General features: G+C 38.9%; 18 protein-coding genes. 12 read left to right on the top strand and 6 right to left on the bottom strand.

The features are described from left to right. Position 1: 1 nt before the first annotated feature. Positions 2-961 (top strand): zinc dependent phospholipase C family protein, encoded by a 960-nt coding sequence (locus DAHG_RS02410; RefSeq protein WP_026880768.1) that lies wholly within the window; start codon positions 2-4, stop codon positions 959-961. After that, positions 958-1,890 (top strand): dipeptidase, encoded by a 933-nt coding sequence (locus DAHG_RS02415; RefSeq protein WP_022936723.1) that lies wholly within the window; start codon positions 958-960, stop codon positions 1,888-1,890. The genes DAHG_RS02410 and DAHG_RS02415 overlap by 4 nt, the downstream gene beginning before the upstream one ends. A 29-nt stretch (positions 1,891-1,919) precedes the next feature. Here DAHG_RS02415 and DAHG_RS02420 read toward each other — a convergent pair whose 3' ends face one another. Beyond that, complete coding sequence (locus tag DAHG_RS02420; protein ID WP_022936724.1) at positions 1,920-2,540, bottom strand: GNAT family N-acetyltransferase; 621 nt, start codon at positions 2,538-2,540, stop codon at positions 1,920-1,922. 82 nt (positions 2,541-2,622) lie between these two features. Here DAHG_RS02420 and DAHG_RS02425 point away from each other — a divergent pair, with 82 nt between their 5' ends. After that, positions 2,623-3,438 (top strand): MerR family transcriptional regulator, encoded by an 816-nt coding sequence (locus DAHG_RS02425; RefSeq protein ID WP_022936725.1) that lies wholly within the window; start codon positions 2,623-2,625, stop codon positions 3,436-3,438. 77 nt (positions 3,439-3,515) lie between these two features. Here DAHG_RS02425 and add read toward each other — a convergent pair whose 3' ends face one another. After that, positions 3,516-4,448 (bottom strand): adenosine deaminase, encoded by a 933-nt coding sequence (add, locus tag DAHG_RS02430; protein WP_022936726.1) that lies wholly within the window; start codon positions 4,446-4,448, stop codon positions 3,516-3,518. Between the two features lie 366 nt (positions 4,449-4,814). On the opposite strand from add, the gene hpf reads away from it, so the two are divergent. From hpf to DAHG_RS18545, 7 genes are all read left to right on the top strand, one after another. Next, positions 4,815-5,339: a ribosome hibernation-promoting factor, HPF/YfiA family gene (hpf, locus tag DAHG_RS02440; protein ID WP_022936727.1), complete on the top strand. Its 525-nt coding sequence runs from the start codon at positions 4,815-4,817 to the stop codon at positions 5,337-5,339. Positions 5,340-5,615: 276 nt separating this feature from the next. Then, a complete protein-coding gene (rpiA, locus tag DAHG_RS02445; protein WP_022936728.1) occupies positions 5,616-6,308 on the top strand; it encodes a ribose-5-phosphate isomerase RpiA in 693 nt (230 codons plus the stop codon). Positions 6,309-6,412: 104 nt separating this feature from the next. After that, positions 6,413-7,072 (top strand): response regulator transcription factor, encoded by a 660-nt coding sequence (locus DAHG_RS02450; protein WP_022936729.1) that lies wholly within the window; start codon positions 6,413-6,415, stop codon positions 7,070-7,072. Positions 7,073-7,156: 84 nt separating this feature from the next. Continuing rightward, positions 7,157-8,080, top strand: coding sequence for an ABC transporter ATP-binding protein (locus DAHG_RS02455; protein ID WP_034456326.1), 924 nt, complete (start codon positions 7,157-7,159; stop codon positions 8,078-8,080). Next, positions 8,070-8,768 (top strand): ABC transporter permease, encoded by a 699-nt coding sequence (locus DAHG_RS02460; RefSeq protein ID WP_022936731.1) that lies wholly within the window; start codon positions 8,070-8,072, stop codon positions 8,766-8,768. Before DAHG_RS02455 ends, DAHG_RS02460 begins: the two co-directional genes overlap by 11 nt. Positions 8,769-8,788: 20 nt before the next feature. After that, entirely contained in the window at positions 8,789-9,691 is a 903-nt protein-coding gene (locus tag DAHG_RS02465; protein ID WP_022936732.1) for a sensor histidine kinase, read from the top strand. A 26-nt stretch (positions 9,692-9,717) separates the two neighbouring features. Beyond that, the gene (locus tag DAHG_RS18545) at positions 9,718-10,245 is read left to right on the top strand and encodes a hypothetical protein (protein ID WP_022936733.1); all 528 of its coding nucleotides are present in this window, start codon (positions 9,718-9,720) and stop codon (positions 10,243-10,245) included. Positions 10,246-10,403: 158 nt separating this feature from the next. On the opposite strand, the gene DAHG_RS02475 is transcribed toward DAHG_RS18545, so the two are convergent. Further along, entirely contained in the window at positions 10,404-10,625 is a 222-nt protein-coding gene (locus DAHG_RS02475; RefSeq protein ID WP_022936734.1) for a hypothetical protein, read from the bottom strand. 75 nt (positions 10,626-10,700) lie between these two features. Here DAHG_RS02475 and DAHG_RS02480 point away from each other — a divergent pair, with 75 nt between their 5' ends. Further along, positions 10,701-11,231: a GNAT family N-acetyltransferase gene (locus DAHG_RS02480; RefSeq protein WP_022936735.1), complete on the top strand. Its 531-nt coding sequence runs from the start codon at positions 10,701-10,703 to the stop codon at positions 11,229-11,231. Positions 11,232-11,234: 3 nt separating this feature from the next. Here the strand turns inward: DAHG_RS02480 and DAHG_RS02485 are convergent, their stop codons facing one another. The 3 genes from DAHG_RS02485 to DAHG_RS02495 form a co-directional block, all read right to left on the bottom strand. Next, positions 11,235-11,663: a hypothetical protein gene (locus tag DAHG_RS02485; RefSeq protein ID WP_022936736.1), complete on the bottom strand. Its 429-nt coding sequence runs from the start codon at positions 11,661-11,663 to the stop codon at positions 11,235-11,237. An 85-nt stretch (positions 11,664-11,748) separates the two neighbouring features. After that, positions 11,749-13,254, bottom strand: coding sequence for a sensor histidine kinase (locus tag DAHG_RS02490; RefSeq protein ID WP_022936737.1), 1,506 nt, complete (start codon positions 13,252-13,254; stop codon positions 11,749-11,751). Next, positions 13,238-13,906: a response regulator transcription factor gene (locus DAHG_RS02495; protein WP_022936738.1), complete on the bottom strand. Its 669-nt coding sequence runs from the start codon at positions 13,904-13,906 to the stop codon at positions 13,238-13,240. Before DAHG_RS02495 ends, DAHG_RS02490 begins: the two co-directional genes overlap by 17 nt. Positions 13,907-14,035: 129 nt before the next feature. On the opposite strand from DAHG_RS02495, the gene DAHG_RS20395 reads away from it, so the two are divergent. Beyond that, complete coding sequence (locus tag DAHG_RS20395; protein WP_022936739.1) at positions 14,036-15,274, top strand: D-alanyl-D-alanine carboxypeptidase family protein; 1,239 nt, start codon at positions 14,036-14,038, stop codon at positions 15,272-15,274. Positions 15,275-15,291: the final 17 nt, after the last annotated feature.

Raw genomic sequence — 15,291 nt, forward strand, 5'->3', positions numbered from 1 at the left:
TATGCCTAATATCATAACGCATTATTTATTTGCGGAAAGTGTGAAACAGGAAATAAATGATTCCGCAACGCTTTCTGCAATCAAAGAATACCCAAATGAATATATTATCGGCAGCAATGGGCCGGATTTCTTTTTCTTTTACCATTTTTTCAGCCAGAAGCATGAAGATGTGCGCTTTCGCAGTTACGGCAATGTACTGCATAGCTCGCATGTCAATGATTTTTATCAAATGGCAATTGATGCGATGAAAGCGGAAAGCGATCCTGATGTAAAGGAAGCGATGCGCTCATACATAGCCGGTCATCTGTGTCATTGGGCCCTTGACAGTACCACGCATCCGTATATTTTTTATCGAACCGGTAATTATACGGGAAACAGTGCCAGCATGCATCATCGGTTTGAATCAATGATGGATACGATGATGCTGAAAAAATTACTTGATACGGATATCAGAAAATTTCATTTTCCATCACTTACCCGGCCGGGATTAATCAGTGACCGGGTTATTGCTAATGTGTACCGGCCAATTATTAAAGCGGTTTTTAATGATGACATTACACAGCAGGATATTAAGGACGCATTAGCTGACTGGGAGAAGCTGCAGCGCTGGCTGTATGATCCAAAGGGCTGGAAAACAAGGGTTGTCAAGCAGTATGAAAAGCTGAAACATCAGCCATGGCTTTACAGCGGCAATATTGTTCCCGCCAAGCTTGACAGCCGTTACGATGTATTGAATGAACAGCATCGTTTATGGAAATATCCGGCTGAGCCAAGCCGTGAGAGTACGGAATCCTTCATGGATTTGTTTGAAAAGGCAAAGAAGCTGGCTGGTAAAGTGATACAGGCAATGGACAATGTGAATGAGTGCCTATTGATTCTTGATGATAGGACATATGATAGCGGTGTTAAACCAGGAATCGCAATGACTGCGTTCGATTTGATTTATGAGGAGGAAGCATGAAATTTTTTGACCTGCATGCCGATATCGGCGATGATGTAGTAAAGAAGCATTTGAATCATGAAACCCATGTATTAAAGCGATACCATTTAGATAAGCTGAGACAGGGTGGTTTTGAGGGAGTCTGCATGGCCAGCTTTTTTGATGGTCATGAAACATGGCAGGATATGCAGCTGGAAATCCTTGCCTTGGAAGCAGAGCTGAATGAATCAAATGATTTTGTGAGAGTTTTGAATGCAGAGGATCTGTGTTCAAATAAAATAAAAGCATTAATGTCGGTAGAAGGCATGTGCGGAATTCTTGATGATGAAGTTAATAAAATACAATGGCTCTATGATCATGGTATCCGCTTGGCAACGCTGACGTGGAATGAAGGCAATGCATTGGCAAACGGAGTTAAGGGACAAGCAGATAAAGGCTTGAGTGCAAAGGGTAAAAATGTTATCCACAAAATGAATCAGCTGCATATGATCGCAGATGTATCACATGCCAATGAAAAAACTTTTTGGGATATCATGAATCTGAGTGACGGCTTAGTTATTGCTTCGCATTCCAATTGCCGCACCCTCTGCAACCATCCGCGTAATCTTGATGATGAGCAATGTCTGGCCATTAAAGCTAAGGGCGGTCTGATCGGGATGAATTCAGCCCGTTATTTTGTGGATCAAAATGAAGCAAATCAAACGGTGGCTAAACTTGCAGAACATGCGGCTTATTTAAAGACATTGGTGGGTGTTGAAACTATCGCCTGCGGTTTTGACTTTATGGACTTCTTTGAAGATGGCATTGGTACAGCAGCCAAGGGAATTGAAACGGCTCTTGACGCCCCGCGTTTTGCGCTGGCTTTAGCGGATGCCGGCTTTAGTGAGCTTGAAATTGAAAAGATTTGTTATACGAATGTTATTGAAAAATTCAGCAGCTATCTGAAATGACAGCTGCTTTCTGTTTAGAATTTACATTTTTATAATTGATAGTCATAAATAAAGAAATTCATTTTTGCTTGTTGATTCTTAATATTAAAAAGATGCTCTCGCTCACAGCGGCGAACCAATCCCTGATGCTCATAAAATCCATAATTACAGCTTGTATCTGTAAACAAGTAAAATTCATTAAGTTTTTGTTCTTTTAAATATTCAAGGGCAGCGTTAAAGAGTTGTTTGCCGATACCTTTGCCGCGGCATGAGCAATCAACCGCAAATAGGGAAAGCTCAGCTGGATATGATTTATTCACATCGGCTAAAAGCTGCTTATCGATACCGTTTACGCTGCCAAATATTTTAGATACTTTTCGCCCCTCTTTTGAAAGATACAAGGATAGAATAGATTTTATTTGTTTTAATCTATATTTTACGGGACATTTATGAATTGCTCTATTTTTGACTAAGATGATACCAACCGGTTTGTTGTTTAATAAGGCAATACGGGAAAAAGTATGATTTGTTAAGCAGCTGCTTAAAAATACACCAGCTAATTTTGCGGCGGTTTTAGGACTGCAGAATTCATCATAATGCCATGTTTTGCGAACAATGGCTTGTAATTCTTTAAAATCTTCTTTTTGATAATCTCTTAATGTGATTTGCATTTTAATTCTCCTTGTCATATCTATTTACAATTTGTATAATAATCTTTACAGTAACTGTAAAGTCAATGAGGAAAGTTAAATTATGAAAAAAAGCAATATTCAATTAACCACCGCGCAATTTGCGAAACTGCATGAAGTAAATAAACGCACCTTGCATTATTATGATGATATCGGCCTTTTTTCTCCTAATACAAAAGGGGAGAATGGGTACAGATATTATGATTTATCACAGAGTGTTGATTTTGAGTATATTCGGATGCTGAAAGAATTGAATATGAGTATTGAGGAAATTGAAGCCTATTATAAAAATCCTAACGCTGATAGTTTTCTTAAAATCGCAGATTCAAAAATAAAGGAAATCGATGCAAAGATCCAAAAAATGAAAGCAATTAAAAGGATTTTGAATGCCAAGATAGAGAATTTAATCTTTTGTGAAAACTTGCGGGAACAAATGATAAAGGTTGAAGAACACCCTTCTGAGACTCTATTGATCACGGCTTATGATTTTTCAGAGGACGATGTTTCAGAAGTGTTTGGTTATCTGAAGGACACATGGAGCATTGAACAAATTCGTATGGGAATTGGCGGATTTATTTCCCTTGATAAAGTTATTGATGAAAATTTTGAAAAATATGACGGTCTTTATACACTGGCTCTAAGCAGTAATTCATCAGCTAAGAAGACAATTAAACCGAAAGGTAAATATTTGTGCGGTTACCAAAAAGGAGCATGGGATCAGCTGCCTGGTATGTATAAGAAAATGCTTGCTTATGCCAAACAAAATAAGCTGACGCTTACAGGTTATGCTTATGAGATCGGCTTGAATGAGTTTGCCATCTCTGATCCGATGGAATATGTTACAAAGATCATGATTATGATTGAAGATACTATTTATTGACTGCAGATATTAAAGCAACTAATTATAAAAAGGACGCTGGTTAGGCGTCCGTAAGTTTTTATATCTGTCTTAATAGCTTATTTGATGAAGGAAGCGCGGTAAGCTGTTTCATTCATCTGTTTGATTTCCTCATCGGTGAAATGATAATGCTTTTTGATAAATTCGTATTCCTTTTTCAGATTTGTGTTTGACATTGTCATGTTGTCAGTGTTGATTGTAACGAGGATGCCATAATCAAATAATTTTCTTAATGGATAGTCCTTCATGTCATCCACCACTTTTGTATGCAGATTGCTGATTGGGCATACTTCAAGGACGATTTTCTCATCGCGAACCCGTTTCATTAATTCAGGATCTTCATATACACGGATACCATGACCCAATCGTTTGGCACCGAAATCCAAAGCAGCTTTAATGCTTTCAGGGCCGTCGCCTTCACCGGCATGAATTGTATATGGAACACCTAAAGCACGTGCTTTGGCAAATAAATCAGCATATAGATGTGTTTTAAACACAATTTCAGCACCGGCAATATCAAAGGCAATTACACCTTTGCCAAGATATTCCTTCACTAGCAGCAGGGTTTCCATATTGTCTTCAAATGAATTGCCGCGCATCGCACAAAGAATCAAGCCTGCCTTCATACCAGTTTCCTGAATACCGCGGTTTAAACCACGGATCGCGGCTTCCACAATTTCCTTTTGATCGGCAGTTCCGGCACATGATTTAGGGGCGAAACGCAATTCAGCCTGATCCAATCCCTGGGCTGCCAGATCAATCAATAATTCATAAGTAACCCGTTCAACAGCGGCCGGTGTGCGGATTACCTGCAGCGGCAGTGTGAAGCGTTCAAGATATTCTTCCAGACTGCGGCAGTCTTCAGGAACTTGAATAAAAGGCAGCAGCCCTTCTACACTATCAGCCGGCAGCGAAATATTCATTTCTTTAGCTAATTCATAAATAGTCTGCGGTCTAAATGACCCATCGATATGTAAGTGTAAATCTATCATAGTATCTCCTTGCAATTGACAGTTTTCGTCAGTGATTTAATTCATTATACATGAAAACAATTAAAATAGGTAGTCATTCATCAAATTAATTAAACGGAATAAGCCCTTCAATAAAAAGCTTACAAAATAGACTCTTTGCGGTTATATTTGAGAGTGGGAAAGGCATGGATTTAAATTTTAAAAAAACCAGTTTCTTTGACTGGTTCAGCTTATTGATGATGGCTTCAATTGCCTTTATTTGGTAATCGGGAAACAGTGGTTTTTCCCCTTACGCTTCCATTATACACGATTTGAAAATAAAAGAACAGACTGTTAGTTAGAAAAAGATAACGTATAATATTAAGTATAGATAAGGAGGGATTTTAGATGAAAGTCCAAATCTACGGTAAGAATGTTACAATTACTCCTGGTATGCAGGAAAAGGTTGAGACAAAGCTGAAATTCTTAGAGAAATATTTTATTATTGATGATAGTGTCACAGCTAATGTGTTGGTGAAAATCCACAAAAAGGATATTAAAATTGAAATTACAATCCCAACAAAGATGGCTGTTTTAAGAGCTGAGGTCGCCCACCCTGATTATTATGCGGCGGTGGATCTGGCAATAGATAAATTAGAGGATCAGATCAGAAGACAAAAGACACGCCTTGAAAGAAAGCATAAGGATAAATTAGCGATGGCCTTTATCGGTGAAGCATTAGAAGATGAAGAAGAGGATGTATTAGTTAAGACGAAGACGATTGCTCCTTCTGTAATGGATCTTGAAGAAGCTATCATGCGTATGGAAATGCTGGGTCATTCATTCTTTATTTATCGTGATGAAGAAAGTGAAACCGTATCCGTAGTTTATAAACGCAATGACGGCGGTTATGGCTTAATTGAAACTGAATAAACTAATAGTGGGAACAGAGTGATCTGTTCCTTTTATTTTGGGCATCTGAAGGTTGCATTTAATGTAGGAATTGAGCGGGATCAAAGCGATAGGAATGATGATTGAATAGGCAGGCTCATACGCTTCCTATTATCATTTACTATGTGGTTGTAACCCTTGATAAATGCTGACTGCTAAACATATCAATGAATCACTTATCTAAAATGTGGGCAAATAAATGATTGCTTCAAAATTCATATGATATGATAAGAATAAAGTTAGATAGAGGTGAAGCTGATGTGTGAAAATAAGTGGGAAGCATTAAAGCAAAAGGCTGCTCAGCAAGGCTGTATGTATATTCATGATGGTATGAAGGTTGGGTTAGGCAGCGGTTCAACCATGGTTTATGCGTTAAAATATTTGGGTGAGCTGGTCAAAGCAGGATTGCGGATACAAGCCGTTTGTTCATCTGATAAAACAGAAGCGCTGGCCCGTGAATTGAAGCTGCCGATGATTGAAGATCCATCTAAGATTTCCCTTGATATTAATCTTGATGGTGTGGATCAAATCGATCCTCATGGTAATGTTATCAAGGGCGGCGGGGCAGCGTTAACCAGAGAAAAAATGCTTGCCCAATGGGCAGCAAAAACAATCTGGATCATGGATGAGCGGAAAATAGTTGACAAGCTTGATCAATATCTGCTGCCGGTGGAGGTTCTGCCGTTTAATCATGAGCATATGCGCACCGTTTTGATTACGATGGGTTATCAGGTGACGCTAAGAAAGCATCAAGGTCAGCCGCTGATTACGGATAACGGCGGTTTAATTTTTGATGTTCGCATACCGATCGGTAAAACAATGAGTCAAGCTCATCAGGAGCTGATTCAGCTGGCAGGCGTCGTTGAAACCGGTTATTTTGAAAAACGGCTGTCAACAGCTGTCATTGCCGGCAGCGAGGGTATCAAAATCATTGATTTTAAGGATCAATGAACCTTTTAATTATGATGATGAATGTCAGAAGCGGCAGTGAATCTTAGTCTTGCATTTATTGGTCGCTTCTAGCTATAATAAGTAAACAAAGACCGGGTGAGAGTATGAAGATTTTGATCGTAGAAGATGATGCGGCAATTAATCAAATGATTTGTGATTATTTAAGGAAGCGTTCCTACCTTTGTAAATCTGCCTATTCAGGCAGTGAGGCTGAACTGATTCTTAATAATGAAAGCTTTTCTTGTATCATTCTGGATTTAATGCTGCCTGGCATCAGCGGTGAAGAATTGATGCGGAAGATTCAGGATAAAAAGATCCCAACAATTGTTTTATCAGCCAAGGATTCTGTGGAAAGTAAAGTTAACTTACTTCAAAACGGTGCAGACGATTATATGTGCAAACCCTTCGATTTACAAGAATTAGAGGTGCGAATTCAGGTTCAGATCAGAAAGCATATAAATACTGGTATGGATAAGTGTATGGGCAGTCTTGTGTTAAAACCGGATTATCGCAGTGTACAAGTTGAAGGGCATACCCAAACACTGACTAAGCATGAATATAAAATATTAGATTTGCTGGTCAGCAATCCACAGCGTGCGTTTACTAAAAAAGAAATTTATGAATATGCATGGGAAGATGATTATTATGGTGATGATAAAACAATTAATGTACATATCAGTAATTTGCGCAGCAAGCTGTCAAAATTCAGTAAGCATGAATATATTCAAACTATTTGGGGAATCGGATTCAAATTAAAAATCTGATTCTTTTTCTTTATACTTTCTTAACCTTTGCTTAGCTTTTATTAAATATTTGAATGATAAACTATTCATATAAAGGAGATGAACATGATGGCTGAGAATATTCTTGAGGTGTATGAGCTTACCAAAATGTACAATCATTTTACGGCTTTGGATCATATAAGCATAACCATTGAAAAGGGTGCAGTTTATGGCTTAATTGGGCAGAATGGCGCCGGTAAATCAACGTTGATGAAGTTAATCAGTGATTTGGCGCATCCAAGCAGCGGCAGTTTTAAGCTTTTTGGACATGCTCCTAATGATGATCCGTATGTCTATCGAAGAGTGGGAGTTTTAATTGAGAATTCAGGTCTTTATCCTTCATTAAATGCATTTGATAATATGAAAATGAAAAGCTTGGCTATGGGCTGTTTTAATCGAGCTAAAATTCTGAATCTATTAGCTTTATGCGGTTTGAAGGATTGTGGTTCAAAACTGACTAAAAATTTCTCTATGGGCATGAAGCAGCGATTGGGAATAGCCATGGCGCTGCTGAATGATCCGGAGTTTCTGATTCTTGATGAGCCGACCAATGGTCTTGATCCGCAGGGAATTCTGGAAATAAGAAATTTATTAATTAAATTAAACCGTGAACAGGGGTTAACGCTTTTAATAAGCTCTCATATTTTGGAAGAGTTGAGTAAAATTGCGACGCATTATGCGATTATCAAAAATGGCAGACTGGTAGAATGCTTAACCAGTGATGAACTTTTTGAAAAATGCAAGGATTGCTTGGAAATACATGTCGATGATTCATCAAAAGCGGTTTTATGCTTGGAGCAGCAATGTGGTGTGATCAATTATAATGTCTTGGCAAAGAATGTAATTCATATCTATGATCATTATGATAAGCCGGAAATTATTGTGAAGGAATTGGTAATGCGGGATGTGCTTGTTTACAATATAACAATGAATAAATTAAGTCTTGAAGATTATTATTTAAAGAAATGTGGTGATGAAGATGTTGATTAATTATTTAAAAATGGATATGTATCGGATGGTTCGGCAGAAATCGTTTTATGTATGTACAGCTATGTTGCTGATTTTATTTAATACATCAAATCATGCCATGAATAATTTCCTGTATTATTTCCCTAAGGCACTGCTGCTTCCATTTTCTGTCTTGTTATTCATGGCTTTATTTATTAATGAAGAAATTACCAGCGGTTTTATTAAACATATCTATCCGCTCTATCAAAAAAAATGGCAGATGCTTGCGGAACGTTTCTTATTTACATGTGTTGTATATTTAAGTATGTGGCTGTTTGTTGTTATTATAGCTCTGGTTTTAGGAGTGCTGAATATCTTTACAATAAGTGCGTTTTCTGTCTTTGATTATCTTGCTTATATTGTTATGCAAATGTTGGTGATTGCTTCGGTAAGCAGCTTTGTTACAATGCTGTATATGCTTACGCGAAGCCATGTGATTACTGTGCTTTATGTAATCGGGTATTCATTTTCTATCTTTTATGCACTGCATATGTATCTATCTGACGCGTTTATTTCATATTATGAATATACGTTATATCATATAGGGATTACACTGCCGGAGACATTTGATATGCTGACATATGGCAAATCATTGTTGATTATTATAACCAGCGCATTCTTATATAACGGTATCACCCTGTTGATTCTTAAAAAACGGGATATAGCTTAAAAAGCTTGAGAGGTAAATATATGGTCTTAATGCTGGCGGTGAGTTTGCTTATTAATATGGTATTGATATTTCTTTATACTTCATTAAAGCGTGATTTAAAGGAGCTTAGAAGTCAAATACAATATGCGAATGAAAATAATAGCCGTTTTCCTTTCTTTACCGGCAGTGTGAATCATGATTTGAAAAAGATTATCTGTTTATTGAATATTAAAAAGGAAGAAAGTATAAAAATAATGAATCAGATATGCCGGATGGATCAAAACTTAAAGGATATGATTGCTGATATCGCGCATGATATTCGCACACCGTTAACAAGTGTCTGCGGGTATGTGCAATTGTTAGAAGAATGTGATGATCAAGCAGATAAGGCCCGCTATTTTGAAATCATTAAACAGCGGCTGGCTTATCTTAAAACCTTGCTTGAGGAGCTGTTCTTCTATACTAAGCTGGTAAATGGCAGCATAGACTTTACTTTGAGTAAAGTATGTCCGGCCGAGGTGCTGCGTAAGACGCTGATGCATTTTTATAATCAATTTGAAGCAAAGCAGCTTGCTTTAACCTTAGATATTGAAAATGAAAATTGTATGATTGAAAGTGATGAATTGTATCTGCAGCGGATTTTAGATAATTTATGCGGCAATGTGTTAATGCATGGTGCTCATTATCTAAAAGTAACTCAGCATGTCTATGATGATTTTATCTGTATTCAATTTAAAAATGATTATGCAGGGGACGCTTTGCAGGCTGATCAGCTTTTTCAAAGATATTATACGAGTTCTGTTCATCAGCAAGGCAGCGGTCTAGGTTTAGCAATCGTGAAGGAGCTCGCTGAGGGATTGGCGGGAAGTGCAGATGCACAGATAGAAGCAGGTGAGCTTTGTATCAGTTTGTACTTTCAAAAACGTTTAACTCAATATGAATAAAAACATTGTGTTTTCAGGGAGGTTTTATGATAAAACGTAAGATCTTTATATTATTGCTTCATTTTTCAGATATTGGTTCTTTAGCAATGCAGTATTGTACTGACTTTTATTATACTCATGCTTCAATTGGACTGGAAGAGGATATGAATACATTTTATAGCTTTGTATATAAGGGTTTTTTAGTAGAAAAGCTGACATATTATGCGATGAAGGAGGCAAAAAAGGCATGCTTATTATATGAGATTGAGGTTAAGCCTGAAGTTTATCAGCAGGTCAGAGAGCAGCTGCTGGCATTTAAAAAGCAGGCATCTGTTTTCAGCTATACGCGTATCGGTTTATTGCTTGCCTTGCTGCATCTGCCTTTTAAATGGCCGGGACACTATTTCTGTTCACAATTTGTTGCAGAGATTTTAAAAAAGAGCGGAGCCGTGCGGTTAAATAAGCGATGCTGTCTCTGCCTGCCTTATGATTTTACTTTATTAGCTGAAGCGAAATGCTGTTTTGAAGGCAGCATAACCGGTTTACTTCATCGCTTCAATCTGAATTATAGTTAAAAAAGTCTATATAGGACGGTGCCGATCCCCATCATTAGATTTGGGTCTGACTTTCGGATGTTACCTCTGTTCTATATAGACTTTTTAGTTTGTTATAAAAAATGTGAATACGCGCGGGATTGTAATACAATCAGGCTTTCAGTATAATGAAACTGAATTTATTTCTTTTGCTTTTGGTCAGCTGCCTCTGACTGTGCGTTATCCAATTTACGGATTCGGGATTGAAAAACACTGGCTGCGACAAGAAAAAACACGGTCAGCATGCCAAATAAATAAGTGAAAAAGGCATTGCCTGCCCAGCGGAAATAGATTGTAAGGGCAAAGGTTATGCACCAGCAGATTAAAGCGGTGCGGCGGTGGGATTGGTTTTCTTTTTTCATAAGTCACCTCTAAACACGGTTAGTATAACATATTTCTTTATCATTGTGCGAATGAATCAGGAAAGGATGATTCCTATGGAAACAAAACGATTAATACTGCGTAAATTCGCTCAGCGTGATTTGTTTGATTTTTTTGAGTATGCGAGTCAATCTGATGTGGGAATCAATGCGGGTTGGAAACCCCATGTCAAAATCTCTGAAAGCTTTGAAATATTGAAAAATTTTATAGCCTCTGATGAAATTTTAGGCATCGAAGAAAAAGCAAGTCATAAGCTGATTGGATCAGTGGGGCTGCATCTTGATGAACGTTTTCGTCGCGGGATTGCCAGCCGTGAATTAGGCTATGTTTTAAATCATGATTATTGGGGGCATGGCTATATGAGTGAAGCGGTCAGCGCGGTGCTGTATGTTGGGTTTGTTAATATGCATCTGGAAATCATCACTTGCGGACATTATCCAAAAAATGATCGAAGCCGCAAAGTCATCGAAAAAAATGGCTTTAAATATGAGGGCCTGATCCGTCATCATTCACGTTTATATACCGGGGAGATCATGGATCTCTGTCAATATTCAATCACCCGCGAAGAATACATACAGAAAAAATAACCATCAGTGAGACGGTTTTGCTTTATGATATGTATAGCCGACGCCAATTATTGCAAGGATTAATAGAAAAGGCAGTACAATTCTCATATCATCAGGTTTATTTAAATCATCAATATCTGCCGCGCATGGATTCTTTGTGATTTCAATCAGTAATTCAATCTGGGTATCAGTAAAGCCGATCTGATGCAGCTGGGTAAGCTGACTATCATCTAATTCACTGCTGCCGTTGATGATCCTGCGGGCTTCCTCAAGCATCCCAGCATCAAATTCAAAACGATTGTTTGGATTTTTATGGCTTGTATCAGTGTCTGTTGCAATCGGTGTTTCTGATGCATGAACAAGTGCTGACTGGGTAAAGGAAAGGGTAAAAATCATTGTAAGCAGCAGGCCCATTACTAGTATGAATTTATAGAAATATTTATTTTTGACCATGCCATCACCTCGATTTTTAATCATTATAAGTGGTAATTGTGAAAATTAGCTGAACAATTGCGGAAAATATGATGAAAAAGACATATCATTTCGATATGTCTTTAAGCGGTAATTCAAACCAGAAGGTCGTTCCTTTATTTAATTCAGAGCTGACACCAAATTGAGCATGATGCTGTTCAAGAATACGCTTGACAATACTCAAGCCGATGCCGCTGCCGACTTTGGCACGCGTGTGATCGCTGTTGGTTCGATAGTAGCGTTCCCAAATTTTATCAATTTCTTCTTCGCGGATGCCTTCACCGGTATCAATGATTGCTATCTTTATCGTCTGATCATGGATGCTTTGTACGATGCGCACCGTTTTATCTTCACCAGTATAATTGATTGCATTGGTACAGAGGTTATAAAGTACCTGTGAAATCTGCAGTTCATCAGCTTCGGTATAAACTTTATCATGATAATCAAAGTGTATATGATAACCCTCTTGACTGGTTAATGCCTGAAGCCGCTCGATGACAGCAAGGATGGAATCGGTGATACAATACGTTTTTAACGTACATTCACTGGCGCCGGAACGCAGTTTAGAAAGATCAAGGACATCATTGACCAAGCGGCTTAAATGATTAGTTTCATCAAGGATCACCTGGATATTCTCCGGCGTGTTTTCACCTGGCAGATCCCGCATCATTTCCGCATAGCCGCTGATCATTGTCAAAGGGGTACGCAGATCATGAGAAATATTGGCAATCAATTCATTGCGCAGCTTTTCAACCTGCTGGAGATCCTCGGCGGCCTGATTCAGCGTTACTGACAGCTTCTGTACTTCACGGTAGCCATTTACGATTTGATGCACATCATAATCACCGCTTGCCAGCTGCTGCGCCTGTTCCGTAATTGTTAATAGCGGTTTAGTAATCTGCTTGGAAAGCAGCCAGCCAAGCCATAATGCAAAGAGGGACAGGATGACAGTAACCATAACTAAAAGGATTCGAATCAGATCGACAGTTGAATCCAGCGGTGTCAGACGGGCATCAAGCATAACGATATAAGTACGATTTTCGGTATGCACAATACCGGTATAACTGATCTGTTTAATAATCCGCATTGTCTGCTTGAATTTAATTGAACCGGGATCAGAAGCATTGATATCAAATACGGGTTCTTCCTTGAAAAATGTATTTACATAGATTCCGTTATGAATCTGCGCATCATGAATCCGCAGCATAAAATCATCCAGCGAGATCTTGGCGTTGCAGTCACGATTATTGATGCCTGAGTAGATTGAATTGCCAAATTCATCGGTAACTGCCACACAGACATCATCCTCACGGGAGATTTTTTCTATCAGCTTGTCCGCGTGTTTTTTATCAACCTCTTCAACAATGCGGTTGCCGGCGCGGGTTAATGAATCCTGCTTAACAAAGGTATAGATGTTTTCAAAAAACACAACCTCTACCAGCCATAAGAGAATTAAGGTCGTTAAGACAAAAACCAACAGGTAGAAGGGCAGCTTAACTTTAATCGAGCTGTTTTTAAGGTCGAACTGTTTCAGCTTATCTAATAAGCTTTTTATTTTATTCTTCAGTTTCAAATCGATAACCTACCCCTCGGCATGTGACGATGCAGCTGCCATAAGCACCAAGATTCTTTCTCAGTGTTTTGATATGGGTATCCAATGTGCGGTCATCACCATAGAAATCATATCCCCAAACCGTAGACAGACATTGTTCACGGGAAAGAGCAATTCCTTTATTTTTTACTAAATAGAAAAGTAAATCATATTCTTTTGGAGACAGATGCAGCTTCTCACCATCGACACTGACCGTCCGCGCAGAAAAACTGATTTTTAATCCTTTATAAGTAAATTCATTCAGATCGCTGCCCTGTGTTCTTTTGATGATTGCGGCAATCCGCATCATCAGTTCACGAACCGAAAACGGTTTGACTACATAATCATCAACGCCAATTTCAAATCCATGAATACGGTCATATTCTTCACCCTTAGCGGAGAGCATGATCACCGGTGTCTGAGCTGTTTTGCGGATCTCCTTGACCGCGGAATAACCATCAAGCTCAGGCATCATGATATCCATCAGAATCAGATCAAAGCGCATACTCGCGCATTTCGCGATGGCCTCAAAGCCATTCGCCGCTTCCACAACTTCATAGCCTTCAAAAACAGCATATTTTTTAATCAGGGTACGAATTTTTTCTTCATCATCTACGATCAGCAGCTTAGCCATTTCATTCACCTCATTCTTTTCTTAATTATGCCATAAATTTGTGAAGACTGGCTGAAATTCTTAAAAAAAGTCCAAGTTTTTAGTTTCTTTAGAGTATAATAAGTAATGAATACAGAGTAAGGAGCTATCATGGGGAAATTTTTGAAAGGATTCATATCAATATGCTGCTGTCTGATCTTCACTCAGCCATTATCAATTTCGGCTGATGAGATTGCCAGTCAGTATTATGTTCTGATGGATGCGAAAACATCAAGAGTGATTGAGGGCAAGGGTGAAGATGATCTTATTTATCCTGCCAGTATGACAAAAATCATGACGCTGCTTGTAGCGGTTGAACAGCTGAAGGATTTAGATGAAAAAATAACGATCACAGATGAAATGCTGGCGGGTTTGGCGGAAGCAAATGCCAGTGTAGCCGGTTTTGTCAGCGGTGAAACAGTCAGTGTCCGTGATTTGTTTTATGGCCTGATGCTGCCGAGCGGGGCTGATGCGTGTGTGGCATTGGCTGTGCGGATTGCCGGCAGTGAAGCGGCCTACGTGGAGCTGATGAATGAGCGGGCAGCTGAATTAGGTTTGACGCAGACGCATTTTGTCAACACGACGGGTCTGCATGAGGACGCGCATGTATCAACGGTAAGAGAGATTGCTTTGCTGCTGAAAGCGGCGCTGCGAAATCCAGTCTTTAAAAATATATTTGAGACTAAGGAAATTATCACTGAAACAACATGGGCCCATCCTGAAGGCATCTATCTGATCAGTTCTACCTTCCGCTATGCAGATCCATCTATGGATTATCTAATCGGCGGCAAGACCGGTTTTACTTATGAAGCAGGGCTTTGTTTAGCCAGTGCCGCTGAAAAAGAGAATATGAGTCTGATTCTAGTGACGGCAAAGGCGCCGGTTGAACTGGGTTATCAGCCTATTCATATTCAGGATGCGAAGCTGATCTATGACAGAGCTTTTGATGAGTATCATCAAGTGGTTCTGTTAAGTAAAGATGAAGCATTGCCGGCACTGACAATCAAACAGAAATTCAAAGCGAATGAGATTGATTTAAAGGCACCTGAGACAATCACAGCCATTTTGCCGAAGAACATTGAGCGGGAAAGCTGCAGCTATACTTATCTGAATGAATCACTGACACCGCCGATAACTCAGGGGGAATTGATTCAGACACTGATGATAACATGTCAGGGAGAAGCGATTGCCAGTCTGCAATTTACGGCCGAGGAGAATATTGAAAAGGATTTGCTTTTCCAGTTGTTTACTAAGGAGAATACAGCCCTGCTGTTTGTCATTCTATGCGCGGTAACCGCATTTATATATCGGTTTTTACACCGCAGGGATAAAATAAATAATGAAGTATAAAAGACGCATCAAGTGTC

The sequence above is a fragment of the Dielma fastidiosa genome, from assembly GCF_000313565.1.
In the GTDB taxonomy this organism is placed as follows: Bacteria; Bacillota_I; Bacilli_A; order Erysipelotrichales; family Erysipelotrichaceae; genus Dielma; species Dielma fastidiosa.